Origin of the sequence: Escherichia sp. KTE31 (assembly GCF_000407925.1) — a bacterium.
GTDB lineage: Bacteria > Pseudomonadota > Gammaproteobacteria > Enterobacterales > Enterobacteriaceae > Escherichia > Escherichia ruysiae.
This window is the reverse complement of sequence record NZ_KE136726.1, coordinates 331,298-354,185: the sequence shown is the minus strand read 5'-3', so window position 1 is coordinate 354,185 and position 22,888 is coordinate 331,298. Positions and strand designations below refer to the sequence as shown.

Below are 22,888 nucleotides of genomic sequence, written 5' to 3'. Positions count from 1 at the left end.
TCTCAGTATACGAAACCTTTCCCGCTTGAGGTCAGATACATCTCGTATGAATGTATGAAAAAAAGAATCAGTGGATTTGATGGCTCTGTTATAACAGAACCCAGCTACAACGTTATTGGGATCCCTATGCAGCAGGAGAGTGGGGACATCTGGAAAGGGAAAGTCGCTATGACAGGCGGCGGCTCATGCAAATGGATGTTGAGTGCGGTCAATTTAGGTATCGAATATATAGATGCTACACATCTTGGCAAAGATCTTGTACCCGGAACAGCGGTAGGGATTTCGCTCGCTTTTGATAATGATGCTTCCAGAAACGGACAATATACTGCAACTGAGGGCGATTTAAATTTATCACCAAAATATTATCCCTATATATCTGAATGGAATCTAGGCGAAAAAAAGAAAGAATTGTCCCTTTTAGGTAAGGAAAGCTTCCTGTCCTTAAGTGTTTATAATGTAAATCAAATTGAATTTGCACCTGTAATAGATGAAAGCAAAATTGTGAAATATATCGGGATAGAAAAGAAAATTAAAGGAGCGCATTCAAAAATAGAGTATCCAGATGGCAGCATTATATCCGATGGGACTGTGTTTCCTGATTTTGATAAGGTTGATAAAATGAAAGTTAAAAAATAAAAATGACAGAGTTTTTTTGTTAAATATATCAGGGTGGTTAATTATTATAAGTGCAGGTCTGCAACATATTTTTACGATTGACTTAATACGGAGAAGAAGGGATTGAAAATACATAACCAATCAAAAATTATTCTGCTTTCCTTAGCATTGTTTTCATCAGCAGGATGCAGCATAAATAGAACTGTTAACAAGACTTTATCTCCACCGCCAGATACAAAATGGGTCAATGTTGAAGTAAAAAATCCATCTCAGTATACGAAACCTTTCCCGCTTGAGGTCAGATACATCTCGTATGAATGTATGAAAAAAAGAATCAGTGGATTTGATGGTTCTGTTATCACCGAGCCCAGCTACAATGTTATCGGGATCCCCATGCAGCAGGAGAGTGGGGACATCTGGAAAGGGAAAGTCGCTATGACAGGCGGTGGCTCATGCAAATGGACGCTTAGCGCCGTAACACTTGGCATTGAATATATTGATGCCACTCACCTTGGTAAGGATCTTGTGCCCGGCACGGCGGTAGGGGTAATGCTGGCATTTGATAATGATGCTTCGCGTAATGGCCAATTTACCTTCTCTACGGGTGACTTACATATTTCGCCTAAATATTACCCATATATTCGAGAAAGAAAAATAACAGAGAAGACAAAATCGCTTTCTCTGTTAGGAAAAGAGAGTTTTCTTTCTTACAGAGTATCTAATTTTAACAGTATTTATTTTCACCCTGAAGTTGATGAAGTGAAAGTTGTTAGATATATAGAACCGGAAAGAAAAGTTGATGGAGTGTACTCCCGGATAATTTATCCGGATGGAAGTTATGCACCAGAAAGATCGCTTTTTCCTGATTTTGATAAGGTTGATAAAATGAAAGTTAAAAAATAAAAATGACAGGTTTTTTGTTAAATGTATGAGGCAGGTTAATTATTGTAAGTGCAGGCCTGTAACATACTTTTACGATTGACTTAATACGGAGAAGAAGGGATTAAAAATACATAACCAATCAAAAATTATTCTGCTTTCCTTAGTATTGTTTTCATCGGTAGGCTGCACCATAAGTAGAACTGTTAACAAGACATTATTTCTATCAGTAGATACAAAATAGTTCAATTTCGTTTTTAACTCTTTATTAGTGACAGAATTCTTTAAACCTTAACAGGATAAATTCATTGTGGCTAACGGTCTGGTATTACTTGGAGATAAAACAACGCATGGTGGCAAAGTTAATTCGGCCTCCTCCAATATTACTGTTGATGGAAAAAAGGTTGCTTTAGTTGGTGATTTTGTTAGCTGTCCGATTATAGGGCATGGAACGAATCCCATCGTGGAAGGATCGCCACACCGTACCTTTAACGGTCGTGCTGTTGTCGTCGATGGTTGCAAATGCCTGTGCGGTTGTAAGGTTATTTCGAGTGCTAAGAATAGTACGGTAGGACAATAAATGGGCTGGGAAAGGTCGAAAGCAACAACGATGGAGTTACCTTCTGAACCCTCTTTCATGGGGTGGCTTTTAGCAGGTGGTACTACCGTGGTTGTGGGTGTGTTGCTGTTTATTCTTCATGCGTCAGGCATGGTTAAACCATTGTCTGGATTAAACATTTGGTGGCTGGCATCAAGCCCAGTGCTTTGCTGGTTTTTCCTTTTTTGCTTGCGGGGCTGGCTTTGGGGCAGAACATTTGATGAGCACCAGTTTTTGCAGAAGGAAGCTGAATATGGGCAACATCAGTGGGAATCCTGGGCGGGGCGTTATCTGGCGGTGCTTGGTAGCAGCATTCTGTTACCTTCAGGTGTAACCGCCAGGGCCATCTCGAAATCAGAGGCCTCAGATGTGCCGTACCTTTTTTCACTGACCAGCCATTTTGACGCTCAATCCGTAATGTCTGGTTCTTTATTAGAGCTGGGGCTTGCCAGTGTGCAGAACGCAATCGCGATGCTGCCAGATACAGTGCTACTTAATATTACTGTTGTAAGTGATGAAATTTCTGCCGATTCCGATTCCGATTCCGATTCCCAATTTCGAAAAATCTGGGAAAGCATATATCCAGAGCGCGCTATCTCTGGTTCTATTTCCTTTTGCGAAACCCTTTCTTTTTCCTGGATTGAAGAACGCCTTAAGAGCCCAGCTATGGATATCGATTTGCTCCTCATATTGCAGAAGCATGGGGCTGAACAATATTCCGATGCACTGGCGAGTGTGCTTCTTACCAGCGATGATGTAGCTGAAAAATATCAATTTCCTCATTCTGCCCGCATTTTGCGACCGATGCTGCTGGATATGGCTCATTTCAAAGCTGATGTGGGATTGTTTCTGGAAACACAAACGATCGCATCTCAGACATCAAAAGTTTATTGCGACTATGGGCACTGGAATGACTGGTTTGCTGAATTAATGATGGCTTCTCAATTACATCAAACATCGTGGGCGCCCCAGGATATTGATGTACTGGAAAAATATAACGGTATTCCGGGGGCAGGTAGTGCATGGTTTTTGGCCGCATTACTCTCCGATATTACATCTGTTAGCCAGACATCCGTTTTAGGTCTGTTTACTTCTGGAACTGATCATTTTGTCAGTACAGTTACTTCAGGGAGCAATAATAATGATGTCGGCTAGTTTATGGAGCAGAGGAGGGCTTGTTGGCATCGTTGCCCTAATTTCTCTTGCCATACTGAGTTTGATACTGCATTTCGGCCCTCAGTATGGTCTCGATACACGCCTGAAAGAGGCGATGGCATTTGTATCTGTGTGGCTTGCCCTGCTGATTATTCGTTACACGCCGTTTGTGTTCCGATTTATGCGAGAAAAATATCACCGCTGGCAGGAACAGAAGAATAATGTGTTGCCTTTTGATGAACAGAGAGTTGCCAGGACGCCACCCCACAACGTCACCGTCGACACCATCCGTCTCGCCATGCGTAATCTCTACGGTCGTCGCTGGGGACGTAAAACCCGCATCCTGTTGATAACCGGTACACCCTCAGATGTTGAGCTGCTGACCCCTAAACTGACCGCTCAATTCTGGCAAGAAGATCGTGGCACTCTGCTTTTGTGGGGCGGTGATCTCAATACGCCAGCCGACAATATCTGGTTGACTGCTCTACGCAAACTGCGCCGCCGCCCGGTGGATGGTCTGGTGTGGGTCACCTCGGCTTTCGACCAGTTGTCTGTTCCTGGTCTGGAACAGCCGTTGCCCGTGCCTTCTGAAAGCGCAATGGACTCTCTTTCTCATGCCATAAGCAGCCGCATGGAGGCGCTGGGCTGGAAGATTCCCCTGTATATCTGGTCATTGCATCCGCGAGCGGGTAAGCCTGAAGGACGTGTTGTGCAGGCTGCTGGCTGCCAACTGCCCGCCGGGTGTTGTACCGAAGGGTTAGCTAAACAATTGGCTATCCTGACGCCGGAACTGACTTTACAGGGGCTACAACAGACCTGCGGTGAGGTGAAACATAACTTTTTGCTGAGGCTTGCCGACCAGCTTATCCGTAAACCGGAGAGCGTGACCGCACCGCTGTCGGCGATGCTTAATCCATACCGTCCGCTGCCTCTGGCTGGGCTGGTGTTCAGTCAACCCTCTGCCAGCGGTGAACGTGCCGTGCCGCATCAATGGGGAATGGACAAATGCTGGGATGCTCTGCCTGAATCTGTTCGGATGCTTCCTGCCGCACTGCGTCCCGTCAGGCCGGGCATTCCATGGCAGAAGGTTATAGCGTCTGTTATTGCCCTGGTGATGGTGGGGTGGGGGGGCTGGATGGGCGTCTCCTGGAGGGCTAATCGTGGTCAGATTAATACTGCAAATACCCAGGCAGCGATGGCTTCCCGACAAAACCAGCCACTGGAGCAACGCTTGTACGCACTGTTTGAGCTGCAAAAAACGTTGGCTCGTCTGCAGTATCGCTCTGAACATGGTGTGCCCTGGTATGAAAAGGCGGGATTAAGTCAGAACAATGCGTTGCTGACGACACTCTGGCCTCGTTATCAGGAAAGTGCACTGCCGCTGCTGCGGGATGCGGCTGCAGATCACCTACAAAAGCAGGTCAGTGCCTTTAATGCGCTGCCGCCAGGTAGCCCGCTGAGGGAGCAAAGGGCAAAAAGCACCTGGGAACAGCTCAAACTCTACCTGATGCTGGCGCGTCCTGAGCATATGGACGCCGCCTGGTTCAGATCTGCTTTGCTGAACAACTGGCCGAAACGTCACGGTGTGAAAGACGGTGTCTGGCAAGGAATGGCTCCATCATTGTTGTCGTTCTATGCTGCGCAGTTGATCACGCATCCTGAGTGGAAGATCCATGCTGATGAAAGCATGGTCAGCCAGGCTCGCTCGCTGTTGGTTCGGTTGATGGGGGTACGTAACAGTGAGTCGAGCCTCTATCAGAAGATGCTTTCGCAGGTGGCGCACTTGTATGTCGATATGCGCTTGGAGGATATGACTGGTGATACCGATGCTGCCCGCCTGTTCAGTACTACCGAAATTGTGCCGGGGATGTTCACCCGTCAGGCATGGGAGCAGGCGGTGCAGCCTGCCATCGAGAAAGTAGTGAAGTCGCGGCGGGACGAGCTCGATTGGGTACTCACGGACAGTAAGCGTCAGGCGAATAAATCGGACGGGACCTTCCCTGAGGCGCTGAAAAATCGCCTGACGGATCGCTATTTCGCAGACTTTGGCGGAGCCTGGCTGGAGTTCCTTAATAGCCTGAGCTGGAACCAGGCCGCTACGCTGTCGGACTCCATTGACCAGTTGACCCTGATGGCTGACGTGCGTCAGTCACCTCTGGTGGCGTTGATGAACACCCTGAACGTGCAGGGGCGCACCGGGCAGACTGGTGAAGCAATTTCAGATTCATTGGTGAAATCAGCCAAAAATCTGCTGGGCGATGCCAACAAGGATGCTATTGACCAGAGCGTAGGTGTACATGGACCGCTGGATGCAACATTCGGCCCGGTGCTGGAGTTGATGGACAAGAACCGCACGGGGGCACAGGAGCAGAGTCTGCAGTCGTACCTGACTCGTGTGACGCAGGTGCGCCTGCGCCTGCAACAGGTGACTAATGCCGCCGATCCGCAGGCGATGACCCAAACGATTGCTCAGACGGTATTCCAGGGCAAAGCTGTAGATCTAACTGAAACTCGTGACTACGGCAGCCTGATTGCCGCCGGGCTTGGCCAGGAGTGGAGTGGCTTTGGGCGCGCGGTGTTTGTAAATCCGATGGAGCAGGCCTGGCAGTTGGTTCTGACCCCTGCGGCGGACAGTCTTAATGCCCAGTGGCAGCAAGCGGTGGTTGCCGAGTGGAACTCCGCCTTTGGCGGGCGTTATCCGTTCAACAACGCCAGCAGCGATGTATCTTTGCCGCTGCTTGCCAAATACCTCAATGTCGATTCCGGTCGTATTTCGCAGTTTTTGCAGACACGCCTGAAAGGCGTACTGCACAAGAATGGGAATAACTGGGTGCCGGACAGTATCAATTCGCAAGGGCTGACCTTTAACCCGGCGTTTCTCAACGCTATCAACACATTGAGCTATATCTCGGATGTCGCCTTTACCGAAGGTAATGCCGGGATGAAGTTCGAACTGCGCCCAGGCACTTCTGATGGCGTGATGCAAACCGACATGATTATCGACAGCCAAAAACTGACCTATGTGAATCAGATGCCGGCGTGGAGGAGCTTCACCTGGCCTGCGGACACAGAAGCGCCTGGCGTGAGCCTGAGCTGGATAAGTACCCAGGCTGGCACCCGTCAGTATGCGGATATTCCCGGAACGTGGGGCTGGATACGCCTGCTTGATAAGGCTGAGATCAGTGCTTATCCAGGCGTCGGCAGTAGCTACACACTGAGCTGGAAAGCTCAGGATGGACGCCTGCTCAATTATACCTTGCGTTCCGAGGTGGGAGAGGGGCCGCTGGCACTGTTGAAACTGCGTAATTTCCGTCTGCCGGGAACCATCTTCAACACGGTCAGAGTGGCAGCGTCAAACCAGCTTGCCAGCGCGACCAGTAATGCAGAGGCGGTTTACTGATGAGTACGCTGGATACTTTACTTAGAGCTTGCCAGACAGAGCAGGCGATACTGCTTGGCGCTACCGGTGAGCGCGTGGCGCAGTGGAACAACTGGTTGCTGCCGTTATCAGGGACATCATCTGTAGGGGAAGACCCGGGGTATGACGATGACTTCCAGCAAATGCGCGAGGAGGTCAATAAACTCTCCGGGGCAGATACCGAACTCATTTGCCGAGTGGCGGAGAAGTTGCTCACCACCACCGCCAAAGATATCCGTGTGGCGACGTATTACTGCTGGGCCAGGCTGCATCGTGAAGGCGAGCAGGGGCTGGCAGAAGGTCTTGAGCTGCTGGCCGGTCTGATAGACCGCTTCGGCACGCAGCTGCATCCGCAGCGTGACCGCAGCCGTAAGGCAGCACTGGAGTGGCTGGCTGGTTCACGTATGACTGATTCCCTTTCACTGTATCCGGAAGTGGTCAGGGAAGATGCGTTGCGTACCACCGGCGCGCTGCTTCTGATAGCTCAGCTAACCGAAAACGAATCGGATGAAACCCGTCCTGAACTGAATGCGCTGTACGGCGCACTGGAAAACCGCCTGCAGAAAGCGGGTGGTGTGGATGCGGTTGTACCACAGAATGCCAGCGCCACTGAGATACCGTCCACGGCGAGCCACAGCGATGCTCCGGCTATCGGGCGGATCACTTCTGGTCAGGATTTGCTGGCGCAGGCACGCACACTCAGTGAATACCTGCGAGAACAACCTGACGGTTGGTTGTCAGCGCACCATCTGATGAAAAGTCTGCGTCACGACACCCTGCGGGCTATTCCGGCTCCGGATGCGCAGGGACGCACACGTATCGAGCCTCCCAGGGCTGACCAGCGAGCACTGCTCAAGCGCCTTTACCTGCAACAAAACTGGGCGGAAATGCTGGAAACGGCAGACAGCACTTTTTCCCGAGGTGCCAATCATTTATGGCTGGATCTGCAGTGGTATATCCATCAGGCACTGACGAAGTCCGGTAAAGACACTCTGGCTGCCATCATCGCCGCTGACCTGAAAGGGCTGCTGAAGCGGCTATCCGGGCTGGAGACGCTGGCGTTCAGTGACGGAACGCCGTTTGCCGATGAAGTAACGCTGAACTGGCTCCAACAGAGTGTGCTGGATACGACGAGCGGATGGAGCAATGACACATCATCTGCCCCGCTAATAGCCAGTAACGATGACATTCTTGCGTTGGAGCCTGAAGCTGTGGCACTGGCTGATAATGAAGGCCCGGATGCTGCATTGGGATGGCTACAGACCCAGCCCGGCATAACGACAGTTCGCCAGAAGTGGCTGTTGCGCCTGCTGATGGGGCGCATTGCTGAACAGTACGGTAAAAATGATCTGGCGGCGCACCTGTTTGCCGAGCTGGGTGAGCGTGCCAGAGAAGTGGTTCTTAGCGACTGGGAGCCTGAATTGTTGTTTGAAGTTCAGGCGCGCCATCTGAAACTCCTGCGGCTTAAAGCCGGTCGCAGTGAGGCAGACAAGGTTCGGCTCGGGCCAGCCATGGAAAAATTGCTCGGCGGGCTGATTCAGCTCGATCCGGCGCGGGCCGCAGTGTTGTGTGGTTAGAGAATGTTATTAACTGGATAAAAATTTATTTATCAGGAGGATGAACAGGAATGGCTCATAAAAAATAAGAAACATTAGGGATGTTAATTTTGGGTGAAAATTTCACTGGCCAGTGCAATATTTATGTCAATCACCCCATATAACAAAATATGAGTTCATTGCGGCAGTTGTCTTCCCTTTAATTTACAGGGCGAATAAAAATTTCTGGCTTATACATCTTTTATTGATATCTGTTTATTCATCCTTACGGGGTGTCCTGGTTCTGGAGATGGAATCATGCCAGAAGAGGAGGTTAAGGTTAGTTCATCTGATGGAATTGTCTGTTTTTGTGCTCTCAATACTGAAGGTTATCGATTGTCAGATATCGCTATTTATCCCATGAATATGCCAGGTAGTCGGCGGAAATATATATTTTTATCTGACTTCAAGGTAATGGGGGAATTATGTTCAGAAAAATATCTGCCGGATTTGAAATTTCAAATGAGAAGGTAAAACCCATTTCTCTCACTTCCCTCGACGTAGTGAGATAGTTTTCCCTTTTTAGGAAAAAGAACATTCTTTTCTATATTTTGAGTAATTCTTTTATGAAAGATCTAACACTACGCTATTTCGATGCGGAAATGCGCTACCTTCGTGAGGCGGCGAAAGAGTTCGCCCAAACCCATCCGGATCGTGCCGCGATGTTGGACATGGATAAAGCCGGTACACCAGACCCGTATGTCGAACGCCTGTTTGAAGGCTTTGCATTTTCGATGGGGCGGCTGCGTGAAAAAATTGACGACGACCTGCCGGAGCTTACCGAAGGGCTGGTCAGTATGCTCTGGCCACACTATCTGCGCACTATTCCTTCACTTTCAGTAGTGGCACTTACCCCGGCGCTACACGCCATGAAAATGGCGGAAGTGGTGCCTGCAGGGCTTGAAGTGTATTCCCGACCAATAGGACCGAAGAACACCGTTTGTCGTTACCGTACCACGCAGGATGTGATGCTCAATCCCCTCAGTGTTTCGGGCATCACTATGACCACCGAATCTGACGGTCGCTCGCTGCTACGGATACGCTTTGCCTGTAGCAGTCAGGCGGACTGGTCGAATGCTGATCTTAGTTGCCTGAGCCTGTATCTTGGGGCTGATGCTCCAGTCAGTAGCCAGTTGCATCTGATGCTAACGAAACGCCAGGCGGCGTTGTATATGCGCCTGCCCGGTCAGACTGAGCGCATCCGTCTTGACGGGTATTTCTCGCCGGGCGGGTTTGCCGAAGAAGACCGCCTGTGGCCGAAAGGCGATAGTGCTTTCAGCGGCTATCAGTTGCTACTGGAATACTTTACCTTCCGGGACAAGTTTATGTTCGTCCATCTCAACGGCCTGGAGGGGATCACACCTCCTGCCGGGGCGGAGTATTTCGACATTGAAGTGGTGCTCAGTACACCGTGGCCGCCTGATCTGCCAGTCACCGATGATGCCATTCGCCTCCACTGCGTACCGGTGATTAACCTATTCACCCTGGAGGCTGATCCGCTCATCATCACCGGACTTGAAAGTGAATATCTGCTGCGTCCTAAACGGCTGCAGGACGGGCATACCGAGATTTATGCTGTGGATTCGGTTACCGGTTCAAACCGAACCAATGACGCAGAGTATGTTCCGTTCAGCAGCTTCCGCCATAAAGGGGGGATGATGCGTCGCCATGCACCTCCGCGCTATTACCATACGCGCGTTAAGCGCAGCGTGAGCGGACTGTATGACACCTGGTTAATTCTTGGGGGGCATCAGTGGGAAGATGATCGACTTGTCGAGCGTGAAGTTGTGTCGCTGCAAATCACCGGTACGAACGGTCAACTGCCGCGCCGGGCGCTGCAGAGTACACTGCTTGACCGCTGTGAGCAGGTCGTGGATACGCAGCTTTCAGTGCGCAACCTTTGCAAGCCAACGCTGCCGGTTTACCCGCCTGCTGAAGACCGTTTCCACTGGCGAGTACTGAGCCACCTGGGAGCCGGGTTCCTCAACATGATGAGTACCGCAGAAGTGCTGCGTGGAACGCTTGCGCTGTACAACTGGCAAGACGATGAACTGAACATCCGGCGTCTGGAGGCGATTCAGCATGTGGCTCATCATCGTCTGCAGCGGTTCGAACAGGGCTTCCTGTTACGAGGGCTGGATATTGAAGTGACGCTCGACAACAACGGGTTTACGGGCGAGGGCGACATTCATTTGTTTGGTGAGATGCTTAACCGTTTCTTTGCGCTCTATGCCGATATGAACCAATTTAACCAGCTTACCCTCATTATCCAGCCAGAAGGAAAATGCATCCGGTGGAAAGAGAACCACAGCCCGCGCCTGCCCGGTTAATCGCACAGTGGGGTGACCGGCTGCCGTATATGAATTTTTACCGCTTCTGCCAGTTGCTGGAGCAAAGCCAACCGGATCAACCGGTCACCGGTAGTACCTGGCAGGTACGGCATGAACCGGTGCGCTTTCGCCCGCATCCGGGGATGGGGTTTCCGGCCTCTGAAATCAAAGGCGTGGAATTACCTGAGTATCCGCACTTACCCCCAACGGTACGCATTACATTTATGGGGCTCTACGGCGTGGAATCTCCATTGCCGACGCACTATATCGATGACATCACCCAGCGCCGCGAAGGGTACGAAGCCACCAGCGATTTCCTCGATATCTTCAACCATCGGCTGATTGCCCAATACTACCGCATCTGGCGTAAATACTCGTACCCGGCCACGTTTGAAGAAGGTGGTAAGGACAAAATCTCGCAGTATCTGCTGGGGTTGGCTGGGCTTGGGATTGACGGTTGCACCGACAGTATCGCCGCTCCCGCCTCACGCTTTCTGGCGCTACTGCCAGTCATGTTGCTGCCGGGGCGTACTGCGGAAGGTATGGCCTCTCTGGTGCGTTTGTTGGCACCCAATACACAGGCGAAAATCTGGCATCACGACAAACACTGGGTGCCACTGAAAAAAACGCTGACCATGAGCGTGAGTAATCCCTCCACTCTGATAAATCGCCCAGTGATGGGCAACTATGCCACCGACGTTAACAGCCGGGTGTTGATGCGCCTTACCACGACGGACCCGGCTGAAGTGCAGGGCTGGTTACCCGGTAGTGAGCTTCATACAGATTTAATGGCTCTGCTGCATGTCTATCTTGGCTCACGCCTTGATGTCCGCCTGCAGTTGTGTGTCGACCGTAGCCTGCTACCGGATGCCACAATGAACAGCAAGCCTAAAGTCGGTGCAGTGCAATTAGGGCGTACAGCCGTAATGCGTCCACTGAGTGTGGCGGACACAGCTACATACAGCAAAACAATAACCATCAATCTTGGCCGCTATGAGCGGGTACAGGAAAATATTCACCGCAGGGAGACCGATGAAGATGGCGATTATCGCTGGTAAATTTCCCCTGGTTGCGCTGACTACGGGCATCACACTGATGCTGGCTGGGTGTGGCCTGACCCAGAGCATTACGGACGGCACTGTCGCCGTGACAAAAGCGATTTTTTATAAACAGGTGAAAACCCTGCATCTGGATATTCGGGCACGCGAGGCGCTGAACCTCAATGCCAGTGAAGTGGCGCTGTCTATAGTGGTGCGCATTTACCAGCTCAAGGATCGCAAAACCTTCGATAGCACGGATTATCCTTCGCTGTTTAAGTCTGACAGTCAGGCTGTTAAGGCTGACCTGGTGGCGGAGAAAGATATCCGCCTGCAGCCGGGTGGGGCAGTGATGGTTGATATGCCGATGGAGGAAAGTGCGCAGTATGTGGCGGTGGCGGGCATGTTTATGTCGCCGGATCAGGTGAGTAACACCTGGCGGGTGGTGTTAAGCCGTGACGATCTTGACCCGGATAAAGCCCGAATCATTGAAGCAGGAAGCAACCAACTGACTCTGAAGGCGCTGAAAGATGAATGACACTCCCCATCCGTCATTGTATGAGATCCTGTTTGGGAATTTTACCGGAGGGCTGGATCTGCATCAGGTTAGCGAGCAGAACCAGACGATCCTCTCAGTGCTGGACAATATGCAGCGCATTCTTAACTGTCGTGCCGGTACGCTGGCGCATTTACCTGACTACGGTCTGCCGGATATGACCAAAATCCTTCAGGGGATGCCGGGTATGGCGCATGAACTTATGGGGGCATTATCTGCTGTACTGCTCAAATATGAGCCACGCCTGCAAAAAATAACCGTTGTTCTGCTGGAACAAGAGGTTCCCGGTGAGCTGTGCTATGCCATTGATGCTGAACTTAAAGGTATTGGCCTGGTACGTTATAGCACCGAATTTGTACCCGAAGGTCGGGTTCTGTTGAGGCATTTGAAGCAACAACAGTATCTCGACACGACAACTCGTATGTAATGTTTCTTCCTTAATTCGGCAACGCTCTGAATATGCCGCAGAAACGATAGTCTTCTATAACCGCAAGCACGTCAGATGGACAACAGGTCATGAATGACATAACCCCACGTAAAATCAAAACCGGCGGTGACCCGCGCACGCTACCGGATTATGCCGCCCTGCGCGATGAACTGAATAAGCTTACACATCCGGCGCGTCCGGATGTGAACTGGCATTATGTCGAGAAACTTTGTCTCTCACTGTTTGATCAAAATGGTGTAGAGCTGCAGACGGCAGCCTGGTATACGCTGGCTCGTACGCAACTGGCTGGATTATTCGGTCTTAATGAAGGTCTGGCAATACTGGAGGCTCTGATAAGTCATGAGTGGGGTGTGCTCTGGCCGCAGCCTGTTCACGTTCGAATGGAGATCCTGAGTAATCTGAGTCAGCGTTTGCAGCAACGTATACGCTCGCTGCCGCTGATATACAGCGATCTTGGTCAATTGTATCGGGCAGAACAACTGCTTACCCGTCTGGGGGAAGTATTACAGCGTCTGGAGCTTAGGCATCTCAGCCAACTGGATACTTTGCGTGCCCTGATACACAACAACGCTGTCAGCCTGGAAAGCAGCGATGGTACAACCAGCACAGGGACGACAATTCAGTCTGGTATCGTGTCGCCTGCCACAGTAATAAATAGATCCGATATATCAATAGGTTCCCATGCTGAAAGTCTGTTTGAAGATCCCCGAAGGCCAGGCGGTACGGTGAAATGGGTGTATGTTACACAACCGAACGTAGAGGTGCTTCCGGCAATACCCGCGCCAGTAAAAAGGTGGAAATCTTTTGTTGCTGGGATGTGTTCCATGCTGATGATAAGTGCAGCAATGGTATGGGGCTGGCAATATTTTCACCGGTCAGATCCATTACAAGCCCAGCTTACTGCCTCTTTAACTCCATTACCCGCAATACTCACGCCTGAACAACTGGATATATTGCGGCAGCAATCTCCCTTGCCACAAACTTTAATAACGCAAACACAGCAGCAGCTTGCACTTCTGGACAAGCTACCACCGGACTGGCTCATTACCCGAGAACGGCAGCTTGTCGAACAAGCCCGGGCGATTTGGCCGGAGCGGGCAAAACCTCTGATGCAACAGTGGCAGCAACAACTTAATGTTGCCGCATTGCCGACAGGAAACCTGAATGGCTGGCATCAGGGAATGATGACGCTACAGAAACTGAGTGAACGACTGAACGGGCTGGATGAGCATAAGGGGAAATATATGACGGTCAGTGAACTGAAATCAGTGGTGTATTCCGCTATGCAGCTATTTAACCAATCCATACCGGCTGAAGAACAACTGCGGATACTGGCGCAATCGCCGGTAGGGCAGCCACTCCCTCCTGCCGCAGGGGCTCAGGCAGAGATGCGCCTGAAACAACTTATCGCCAGGTATGCCGACATTAAACAGAATGCTTCGAAGCTAAAAGGTGTGAATGGTTATGAATGATCTGTAACAACGACCAGAAATTTATCGTAGCCAGAAAAAGAAAAAGCCCCGCTTTTCAGCGAGGCCTTATGAATAGTGGTGCCCGGACTCGGAATCGAACCAAGGACACGGGGATTTTCAATCCCCTGCTCTACCGACTGAGCTATCCGGGCAACGGGGCGCATTAAACCTGATTCGCCTCGTCTCGTCAATCAAATTTCTTCAAATTACTGCAGACTGCACAATCTATCATCACTTTGCCGCTATTGCACGCATTGTCAGGCAAACCAGGCGGTCCAGGCGGCGGAAAGCGGCATTGCCAGAAGGAGTGCTGGAAGCATGTTGACCACCGGGAACATTTTAATGCCACAGATGCGTAATCCGGTTGCCAGCAGCAATAAACCGCCTACGGCGCTGAAGTCTGCCATCATCGACGGTGTGGTCAGCGGTAATATCAGCGCGGCAGCCCACGCCAGCGTTAACTGGATGATCAGTAATGGGATACTAATTACCGACACCGCAATACCCAGCGAGCAGGCGAAGATCATCGCCGTAAAGAAATCGAGAAATGACTTGGCGATTAAAATACTCGGATCGCCGGTCATCCCTTCGTTCATCGCCCCGAAGATCCCGGTGCCGCTGGCGCAAAACAAGACAATAATCGCGACATAATTCTGAATAAAAGATTCATGCGCTGGCTTCTTACGTGAGTGGCGAAACAGATTTTGTGCTTTGGTGACCGCGGTATTGACGCCTTTTTCCAGCAGACAAATTTCGCCGATTAATGCACCGAGTAAGGTTGCTAAAACCATCGCCGGAAGGTTGGCGCATTTCACCACCAGTAAAATACCAATCCCCAGCGATGCCAGACCAAAAATCGATGTCATTGAGACGCGGATACGTTCCGGTAAACGTTGGCTAAGCAGTGCGCCGAGAACGCCACCCAGTAATACTGCACTAGCGTTGATAAAAGGGCCGATGACCACGAGAGTTCCTGTTAACTGTATTGTTTGATTTTTTTATTATGAACTTTTTGCCCTGTTTATGGCTTGTCTGGCCGCAAAGTCCTGGCTTGCACGCTTTAGCGAAAGGTGCCATTATTGCGCGAATTTTCTCCTCTCTGTACGGAGTTTGCCTGATGCATGCCATCTCCTTACATTCTCTCGCTTCTCGCCGTTTTGCGCGAAAATCTTCCCTTTCCATGTTACTGCTCATGCGGTGAAGTTAACGCACGCTTACTGCAGGACAACAGTAAAATCAGAGCGTTTCTGCTTTTACTGATGTCTGGCGGTCGGAGCTGGTGACCAGTTTGACCCACATCTCATGGGGCAAGGTTTTTCATCTTGTCCGATATTCTTACCTCCCCGAAACGGGTCTTGCGCTTATGAAATCAATGAGTATTGCCGCCAGTTATGAACTGGTTTCCCGACTTTCTACCCATCGTCGCGTGGTGGCGCTGGAAGATACTGATTTTACGGACGTCGCGGCAGTCGTCATTACCGCTGCGGATAGTCGTAGTGGCATTCTTGCGTTACTTAAGCGAACCGGGTTTCATCTACCGGTGTTTTTGTATTCTGAAGATGCTGTTGAAGTGCCTGCGGGCATTACGGCGATTATCAACGGTAACGAGCAGCAGTGGCTGGAGCTGGAGTCTGCTGCTTGTCAGTATGAAGAGAATTTGCTGCCACCGTTTTATGACACGTTGACGCAGTACGTTGAGATGGGCAACAGCACCTTTGCTTGTCCTGGGCATCAACATGGCGCGTTCTTTAAGAAGCATCCAGCCGGACGCCATTTTTACGATTTCTTCGGTGAGAACGTCTTTCGCGCCGATATGTGTAATGCCGATGTGAAACTGGGCGATCTGCTTATCCATGAAGGCTCGGCGAAAGATGCGCAGAAATTCGCAGCCAAAGTTTTTCATGCCGATAAAACCTATTTTGTTCTTAACGGTACTTCAGCAGCGAATAAGGTCGTGACCAATGCGTTGCTAACACGTGGCGATCTGGTGCTGTTTGACCGCAATAATCATAAGTCGAACCATCACGGCGCGTTGATTCAGGCCGGTGCGACGCCGGTGTATCTGGAGGCCGCGCGTAACCCGTTCGGTTTTATCGGCGGTATTGATGCGCGCTGTTTTAATGAAGATTATTTGCGCGAGCAAATTCGCGACGTTGCGCCAGAAAAAGCTGAGCAATCGCGCCCGTTTCGCCTGGCGATCATTCAGTTAGGAACCTATGACGGCACTGTCTATAACGCCCGTCAGGTGATCGATACCATTGGGCATCTGTGCGATTACATTCTGTTTGATTCCGCATGGGTCGGTTATGAACAGTTTATCCCGATGATGGCGGATAGCTCGCCGCTGCTGTTGGAACTTAACGAAAACGATCCGGGGATCTTTGTTACCCAGTCGGTGCATAAACAGCAGGCGGGATTCTCGCAGACGTCGCAGATCCATAAAAAAGATAACCATATTCGCGGGCAGGCGCGTTTTTGCCCGCATAAGCGGTTGAATAATGCCTTTATGCTCCATGCTTCCACCAGCCCGTTCTATCCGCTATTTGCCGCGCTGGACGTCAATGCCAAAATCCATGAAGGGGAGAGTGGTCGTCGGCTGTGGGCTGAGTGCGTTGAGACGGGAATTGAAGCGCGCAAGGCGATTCTTGCACGCTGTAAGCTGTTCCGTCCGTTTATCCCACCCGTTGTCGATGGCAAATTGTGGCAGGATTATCCGACGTCAGCGTTGGCCAGTGACCGCCGTTTCTTCAGCTTTGAACCAGGAGCAAAGTGGCACGGCTTTGAGGGATATGCCGCAGAGCAGTATTTTGTTGATCCGTGCAAGCTGTTACTGACCACGCCAGGTATCGATGCCGAAACCGGTGAATATAGCGATTTTGGCGTACCGGCGACGATTCTGGCGCATTATCTGCGTGAGAACGGCATCGTACCGGAAAAGTGCGATCTCAACTCCATTTTGTTCTTATTAACACCGGCGGAAAGTCACGAGAAGCTGGCACAACTGGTGTCGATGCTGGCGCAGTTTGAACAGCATATTGAGGATGATTCGCCGCTGGCTGAGGTGCTGCCGAGTGTTTATAACAAATATCCGGTGCGCTACCGCGACTACACTTTGCGCCAGTTGTGTCAGGAGATGCACGATTTGTATGTCAGCTTCGACGTCAAAGACCTGCAAAAAGCGATGTTCCGCCAGCAGAGCTTCCCGTCAGTGGTGATGAATCCACAGGATGCGCATAGCGCTTATATTCGCGGCGAAGTAGAGTTGGTGCGGATACGTGATGCCGAAGGGCGAATTGCGGCTGAAGGGGCGCTGCCGTATCCGCCGGGGGTACTTTGCGTAGTGCCGGGGGAAGTCTGGGGAGGCGCGGTACAGCGTTATTTCCTCGCACTGGAAGAAGGCGTGAATTTGCTGCCGGGGTTTTCGCCGGAGCTACAAGGTGTCTATAGCGAAACTGATGCGGACGGCATGAAACGGTTGTACGGTTATGTATTGAAGTGAGAATAAAAAAACGGGTCACCTTCTGGCGACCCGTTTCTCTTTGCGTAATTAGTGGCTAACAGTCTGTGTGCCCGCAGGGACACGAACGTGTTTGTATTTAAACATCGCCATGAATGCGAAGGCCAGAACCACGGAGTAACCTGCGAAAATCAGCCATACGGTCTGCCAGTCGGTAATGCCGTTTTGGGTGTACATCTCAACCACTTTACCGCTCACAATACCGCCGAGGATACAGCCGAAGCCGTTGGTCATCATCAGGAACATCCCCTGCGCACTGGCGCGAATTGCCGGGCTAACTTCTTTTTCAACAAACACCGAACCAGAGATGTTGAAGAAGTCGAATGCGCAACCGTAGACAATCATTGACAGCACCAGCAGTACAGTACCGAACGGAGTCGGGTCGCCATAAGCAAACAGCGCAAAACGCAGGATCCACGCCACAATACTGATCATCATTACGTTCTTAATACCGTAGCGGCTTAAGAAGAACGGGATGGTCAGAATGAACAGGGTTTCAGAGATCTGCGAAATCGACATGATGATTGACGCATGTTGCACGATGAAGCTGCTGGCAAACATCGGGTCTTTGTCGAAGCTGTGCAGGAAGGTATTACCGAACATGTTGGTAATCTGCAGTTCCGCACCCAGCAACATCGAGAAGATGAAGAAAATCGCCATACGCTTGTTTTTAAACAACGCGAACGCATCAAGCCCCAGCAAAGTCGTCCAGCTCTGATTCGCTTGCTGTTTAGCAACCGGAATATGCGGCAGCGTAAAGGTAAACAGCACCAGAACGGCGGAGAGAGCTGCGCCAATATACAGCTGCATGTGGCTTAATTCGAAGCCAGACAGGCTCACCACCCACATCGCCATAATAAAGCCGATGGTGCCCCAGATACGGATTGGCGGGAAATCCGTCACAATATCCAGCCCGGCATTTTGCAGGCGATAGTAGGAGATTGTGTTGATTAACCCAAGCGTTGGCATATAAGCAAACGAGTTAATCAATATCACAAGGAACATCGCCTCCGGCGTGGTGACTTTCGCCGCCATGAAGAGAGTGATCGCACCAATAGTATGACAAATGGCGTAAACCCATTTTGCACTTAACCATTTGTCGGCCACAATCCCCAGCAACGCAGGCATAAAGACAGCGGCGATACCCAATGAACTATAAACTGCGCCGATAGAGGCACCGTCGAACTTCAGGGTAACAAACATATATGAGCCGAGGGTCGTCAGCCAACTACCCCACAGGCAGAACTGCAGAAAAGAGAGAATTTTCAGCTGCAGCTTAAGATTCATGTTAATTTCCTCACATCATGATGCGGATGAGTGTTTCAAAAAGCACATTTGACCGTGCAAGATGATGCGATTCTATCAACTTCACTGACTGTTTTTTTGTTACCCGTGGCAAATAATTGCAAATAATATCGTTTTGCAAAACATAATTGTGATGTAGATAACACTTTTGCCCCACGACATCGTCAAGGGGCGATAGGTGCAATTATCGGCGGCGATAAGATTTCTGTGCCATGTTCACTTTATAGAGATAGCGGCGAGATTCCGCAGACGGATGACGTGTGGTCAGTGTCTGATAAACATCGCCCGGCGTCATAGTATTAATGATGTTGGCAGCCTTAATTTTATCATTTGAGAAGACGCGTAATACGCTGCCTGCGCCGCCGTTATAGGCGGTGATGACGGCATAACGCCGCGACGTTGGGTTATCAATGCCGCCAAGATAAACATTGTTCAGCATTGCCAGATACGCAGTGCCGGTATCAATATTGCTGGCAGGATCAAACAAGAAACTTCGGCTCGGCGTGCCGGATTTCCCCTGCGAGCGGAATACATCTTTCCCGGCGGTGTGTTGTACCACCTGCATTAATCCCAGCGCGTCGGAACGGCTGACCGCATATGGGTTGAAGGAGGATTCGGTCTGCATAATCGCCAGAATCAGCGACTCATCGACGCCATATTTCCGTGACGCCTGGCGGACCATGCCGAGATACTTATGCGCACGTTTATCAAGGTGATTCGGCACCATATTAATGGTGACGCTGTAGATGATACGTAGCCCGTTGCTGCGGCTTTTCAGACGGTTTTTCAGCAGATAATCCGCGAAGTTGCTCGCACGGCCTTCCCAGCGAATCGGCTGCCCGGTGTTATCCACCACCTGACCGTAAAGGAAAGGTTCTTTCGAAATCGTAATATCATCAACGTCGGAATAGAGATCGACCGAACCTGGATCATCCCCCATCAATAACGTTTTGATTATTGCCCGGCGCAAGTGCGCAGCAGGCTCTGTCCCGGCGATGGTTTCGATAGTGATCGTACCGTCGTCAAAGTTGATGTGGCTGCGGGTTTGATATTGATCGGTGTATTTCACGTAGTCCTTAGGACCGGCGATCACCACCTCTTTGAAGCCCCAGATGTTCTCAATATTGTGGGCAAACTGCCCCATCAGAATATCAAAGCCGTTGGTATCTTTGACCCAGGCTTCATTATAGGTATCGCCTTTTTTGGTCGTCGAACAGGAGATGAGCAACGGCGCAATCAAAGCCAGCGCGAGATATTTTTTCATCATTCCGGGTGCGTGTTGTGTTTGTTTTTATGCAAGTTGCCGGAGGCGTACTCCGGCTCTGTTTTTATTTTTTATCTTCCGGCGTATAGCCCTCGATATGCACTTCTTTACCCTCGAACAGGAAGTTGACCATCTCCTGTTCCAGCAGCTTGCGGTGCTCGGCATTCATCATGTTGAGTTTCTTTTCATTAATCAGCATGGTTTGTTTGTGCTGCCACTGCGCCCAGGCTTCTTTGGAAATCTCGTTGTAGATGCGTTTTCCCAGTTCGCCGGGGTATAGCTGAAAATCCTGACCTTCTGCTTCACGCTGCAGGAAAGTACAAAAAATCGTTCTGCTCATAAATCATCCTCTTTATCGACTCACGCGCTAAACCGGCGCGCCAGTGCGTAACTGCTGTAACAAACGCTCCACGGGAGCCGCCAGACCAACTGACGGCGGTTGCGCTAAGTTATACCAGAGCGCATTGCCTTCATCCATGCAACCGGTGAATGACGACACGGGAAGCCACATAGGCACAATATCTAAATGGAAATGGCTGAAGGTATGCCGAAACGCGGTGAGTTGCGTCAGGTTATCAGTAGCAATCTGCCGTTGCGCCAGCCATTCTCGCAAACTTTCTTCATCGGCAAACTGCGGGAAACAGTATAAGCCACCCCACAATCCGCTTGGCGGACGCTGCGCCAGCAACACTTCATCTTCGTGCTGTAACAGCAGAAAGTAACCTGTGCGTTCCGGCAGTGTTTGTTTTGGTTTTTTGCCCGGATAAAGCGACCAGCTGTTATTGGCGGCAGCAATACAACCGTTTTGTAGCGGGCAGAGCGAACACTTCGGCTTCGAGCGCGTACAAATCATCGCGCCTAAATCCATCATCGCCTGATTAAACCGCTCCACGCCGACAGCGGGCGTAACCTGCTCGCTTAAACTCCACAGTTTATTTTCGACCTCTTTTTTCCCTGGCCAGCCGCTTACAGCATAGCAGCGCGCCAGTACGCGTTTGACATTACCGTCGAGAATCGGAAAGTGCTTACCCAGAGAAAGCGAGAGGATTGCGCCTGCGGTGGAGCGTCCGACGCCCGGCAGCGCGGCGACTTCCTCAAAGGTTTCCGGGAATTTACCGCCGTGTAAGGTGGCAACTTGCTGTGCCGCTTTATGCAGATTGCGCGCGCGGGCGTAATAGCCAAGCCCGGTCCACAAGTGGAGAACTTCGTCCAACGGCGCATTGGCGAGATCGGTCACCGTCGGGAAACGCGCCATAAAGCGTTCAAAATAGGGGATAACGGTCGCAACCTGAGTTTGTTGCAACATCACTTCTGAGAGCCATACTTTGTAGGGCGTCTTGTCAATTTGCCAGGGCAGAGTTTTTCGCCCGTATTTATCGTACCAGTCCAGAACCTGGGCTGAAAATTGCGACGCTTGCATGGTCACCGAATTCATTGTTGTTGGGGGCAAGATTGCAGCACAGCGACGGCAGGGTGTAAACCGGAACTTTCCGCAGCCACGGCCTTATCATGCTTGCATCCGGCAACTAACTTTGGATAATGCCCGTTTTCAGAACACTTTCACAAGCGACTAAATCTTTATGAAAAACGACGTCATCTCACCGGAATTTGATGAAAACGGCCGCCCACTGCGCCGTATCCGTAGTTTTGTGCGCCGCCAGGGGCGACTGACCAAAGGCCAGGAACATGCGCTGGAAAACTACTGGCCGGTGATGGGCGTTGAATTCAGCGAAGATATGCTGGATTTCCCTGCGCTTTTTGGCCGTGAAGCGCCAGTAACGCTTGAGATTGGTTTCGGTATGGGCGCTTCGCTGGTAGCAATGGCTAAAGAGCGCCCGGAGCAGGACTTCCTCGGCATTGAAGTGCATTCGCCGGGCGTTGGCGCTTGTCTGGCTTCTGCGCATGAAGAAGGGTTAGATAACCTGCGTGTGATGTGCCATGACGCAGTCGAAGTGCTGCATAAAATGATTCCTGACAATTCATTGAGCATGGTTCAGCTCTTTTTCCCTGACCCGTGGCACAAAGCGCGCCATAATAAACGCCGTATCGTTCAGGTGCCGTTTGCTGAGCTGGTAAAAAGCAAACTGAAACTGGGGGGCGTATTCCATATGGCGACCGACTGGGAACCTTATGCGGAACATATGCTTGAAGTGATGTCTTCCATTGACGGTTATAAAAACCTGTCAGAGAGCAACGATTACGTACCGCGTCCGGCATCACGTCCGGTGACGAAATTTGAACAACGTGGTCATCGTCTTGGTCACGGAGTATGGGACTTAATGTTCGAGAGGGTGAAATAATGGCAAAGAACCGTAGCCGTCGTCTGCGTAAAAAAATGCACATCGACGAATTCCAGGAATTAGGATTTTCGGTGGCATGGCGATTCCCGGAAGGTACATCGGAAGAACAAATTGATAAAACCGTTGATGACTTTATTAACGAGGTTATCGAACCGAACAAACTGGCCTTTGACGGCAGCGGCTATCTGGCCTGGGAAGGTCTGATCTGTATGCAGGAAATCGGCAAATGCACCGAAGAACATCAGGCGATTGTGCGTAAGTGGCTGGAAGAGCGCAAACTGGATGAGGTACGCACCAGCGAACTTTTCGACGTTTGGTGGGACTAAGAAAACATACGGGCGATGACAAATGCAAAACTGCCTGATGCGCTACGCTTATCAGGTCTACAAAGATGTACGA

Annotated in this window: 21 protein-coding genes and 1 tRNA gene; 16 read left to right on the top strand and 6 right to left on the bottom strand. The window is 50.7% G+C overall.

Annotated elements, in window-relative coordinates; genetic code table 11:
- The 12 genes from WES_RS03920 to WES_RS03970 form a co-directional block, all read left to right on the top strand.
- Window positions 1-636: hypothetical protein (locus WES_RS03920; RefSeq protein WP_016235254.1), on the top strand; the 636-nt coding region annotated here is incomplete at its 5' end.
- Window positions 637-738: 102 nt separating this feature from the next.
- Complete coding sequence (locus WES_RS03925) at window positions 739-1,518, top strand: hypothetical protein (RefSeq protein ID WP_016235253.1); 780 nt, start codon at window positions 739-741, stop codon at window positions 1,516-1,518.
- 286 nt (window positions 1,519-1,804) lie between these two features.
- A complete protein-coding gene (locus WES_RS03930; protein WP_016158925.1) occupies window positions 1,805-2,074 on the top strand; it encodes a PAAR domain-containing protein in 270 nt (89 codons plus the stop codon).
- A gap of 30 nt (window positions 2,075-2,104) precedes the next feature.
- Window positions 2,105-3,247: a hypothetical protein gene (locus WES_RS03935; protein ID WP_262353846.1), complete on the top strand. Its 1,143-nt coding sequence runs from the start codon at window positions 2,105-2,107 to the stop codon at window positions 3,245-3,247.
- Window positions 3,234-6,647: an ImcF-related family protein gene (locus WES_RS03940; RefSeq protein ID WP_016158927.1), complete on the top strand. Its 3,414-nt coding sequence runs from the start codon at window positions 3,234-3,236 to the stop codon at window positions 6,645-6,647. The genes WES_RS03935 and WES_RS03940 overlap by 14 nt, the downstream gene beginning before the upstream one ends.
- Entirely contained in the window at window positions 6,647-8,242 is a 1,596-nt protein-coding gene (gene tssA / locus WES_RS03945) for a type VI secretion system protein TssA (protein WP_016158928.1), read from the top strand. Before WES_RS03940 ends, tssA begins: the two co-directional genes overlap by 1 nt.
- 276 nt (window positions 8,243-8,518) lie before the next feature.
- The gene (locus WES_RS23100) at window positions 8,519-8,734 is read left to right on the top strand and encodes a hypothetical protein (protein ID WP_016158929.1); all 216 of its coding nucleotides are present in this window, start codon (window positions 8,519-8,521) and stop codon (window positions 8,732-8,734) included.
- 92 nt (window positions 8,735-8,826) lie between these two features.
- Window positions 8,827-10,590: a type VI secretion system baseplate subunit TssF gene (gene tssF / locus WES_RS03950; RefSeq protein WP_016158930.1), complete on the top strand. Its 1,764-nt coding sequence runs from the start codon at window positions 8,827-8,829 to the stop codon at window positions 10,588-10,590.
- Entirely contained in the window at window positions 10,545-11,648 is a 1,104-nt protein-coding gene (gene tssG / locus WES_RS03955; protein WP_032147927.1) for a type VI secretion system baseplate subunit TssG, read from the top strand. Before tssF ends, tssG begins: the two co-directional genes overlap by 46 nt.
- Window positions 11,629-12,165: a type VI secretion system lipoprotein TssJ gene (gene tssJ / locus WES_RS03960; protein WP_016158932.1), complete on the top strand. Its 537-nt coding sequence runs from the start codon at window positions 11,629-11,631 to the stop codon at window positions 12,163-12,165. Before tssG ends, tssJ begins: the two co-directional genes overlap by 20 nt.
- The gene (gene tssE, locus WES_RS03965; protein ID WP_016158933.1) at window positions 12,158-12,610 is read left to right on the top strand and encodes a type VI secretion system baseplate subunit TssE; all 453 of its coding nucleotides are present in this window, start codon (window positions 12,158-12,160) and stop codon (window positions 12,608-12,610) included. The genes tssJ and tssE overlap by 8 nt, the downstream gene beginning before the upstream one ends.
- An 89-nt stretch (window positions 12,611-12,699) precedes the next feature.
- The gene (locus WES_RS03970; RefSeq protein ID WP_016158934.1) at window positions 12,700-14,103 is read left to right on the top strand and encodes a VasL domain-containing protein; all 1,404 of its coding nucleotides are present in this window, start codon (window positions 12,700-12,702) and stop codon (window positions 14,101-14,103) included.
- 76 nt (window positions 14,104-14,179) lie between these two features.
- Here WES_RS03970 and WES_RS03975 read toward each other — a convergent pair.
- Together WES_RS03975 and WES_RS03980 are read right to left on the bottom strand one after the other, a co-directional pair.
- Window positions 14,180-14,255: transfer RNA gene (locus WES_RS03975), tRNA-Phe, on the bottom strand.
- A 105-nt stretch (window positions 14,256-14,360) separates the two neighbouring features.
- Window positions 14,361-15,068 (bottom strand): DUF554 domain-containing protein, encoded by a 708-nt coding sequence (locus WES_RS03980; protein WP_000234526.1) that lies wholly within the window; start codon window positions 15,066-15,068, stop codon window positions 14,361-14,363.
- A 152-nt stretch (window positions 15,069-15,220) separates the two neighbouring features.
- Here WES_RS03980 and WES_RS24425 point away from each other — a divergent pair, with 152 nt between their 5' ends.
- Window positions 15,221-15,304, top strand: coding sequence for a hypothetical protein (locus tag WES_RS24425; RefSeq protein ID WP_222688077.1), 84 nt, complete (start codon window positions 15,221-15,223; stop codon window positions 15,302-15,304).
- A 162-nt stretch (window positions 15,305-15,466) separates the two neighbouring features.
- Window positions 15,467-17,602 (top strand): ornithine decarboxylase, encoded by a 2,136-nt coding sequence (speC, locus tag WES_RS03985; RefSeq protein WP_016159708.1) that lies wholly within the window; start codon window positions 15,467-15,469, stop codon window positions 17,600-17,602.
- Between the two features lie 48 nt (window positions 17,603-17,650).
- Here the strand turns inward: speC and nupG are convergent, their stop codons facing one another.
- The 4 genes from nupG to mutY form a co-directional block, all read right to left on the bottom strand.
- The gene (nupG, locus tag WES_RS03990; RefSeq protein ID WP_001049785.1) at window positions 17,651-18,907 is read right to left on the bottom strand and encodes a nucleoside permease NupG; all 1,257 of its coding nucleotides are present in this window, start codon (window positions 18,905-18,907) and stop codon (window positions 17,651-17,653) included.
- Between the two features lie 202 nt (window positions 18,908-19,109).
- Window positions 19,110-20,189 (bottom strand): membrane-bound lytic murein transglycosylase MltC, encoded by a 1,080-nt coding sequence (gene mltC, locus WES_RS03995; RefSeq protein ID WP_010352541.1) that lies wholly within the window; start codon window positions 20,187-20,189, stop codon window positions 19,110-19,112.
- Between the two features lie 64 nt (window positions 20,190-20,253).
- Window positions 20,254-20,529, bottom strand: coding sequence for an oxidative damage protection protein (locus WES_RS04000; RefSeq protein ID WP_000091700.1), 276 nt, complete (start codon window positions 20,527-20,529; stop codon window positions 20,254-20,256).
- Window positions 20,530-20,556: 27 nt separating this feature from the next.
- Window positions 20,557-21,609: an A/G-specific adenine glycosylase gene (gene mutY / locus WES_RS04005; protein WP_024195151.1), complete on the bottom strand. Its 1,053-nt coding sequence runs from the start codon at window positions 21,607-21,609 to the stop codon at window positions 20,557-20,559.
- A gap of 160 nt (window positions 21,610-21,769) precedes the next feature.
- On the opposite strand from mutY, the gene trmB reads away from it, so the two are divergent.
- Window positions 21,770-22,489 carry a tRNA (guanosine(46)-N7)-methyltransferase TrmB gene (gene trmB / locus WES_RS04010; protein ID WP_000786919.1) on the top strand — a complete coding sequence of 240 codons (720 nt, stop codon included), beginning with the start codon at window positions 21,770-21,772 and terminating at the stop codon, window positions 22,487-22,489.
- Window positions 22,489-22,815, top strand: a complete 327-nt coding sequence (locus tag WES_RS04015; protein WP_001107564.1) for a YggL family protein — start codon at window positions 22,489-22,491, stop codon at window positions 22,813-22,815. Before trmB ends, WES_RS04015 begins: the two co-directional genes overlap by 1 nt.
- Window positions 22,816-22,888: the final 73 nt, after the last annotated feature.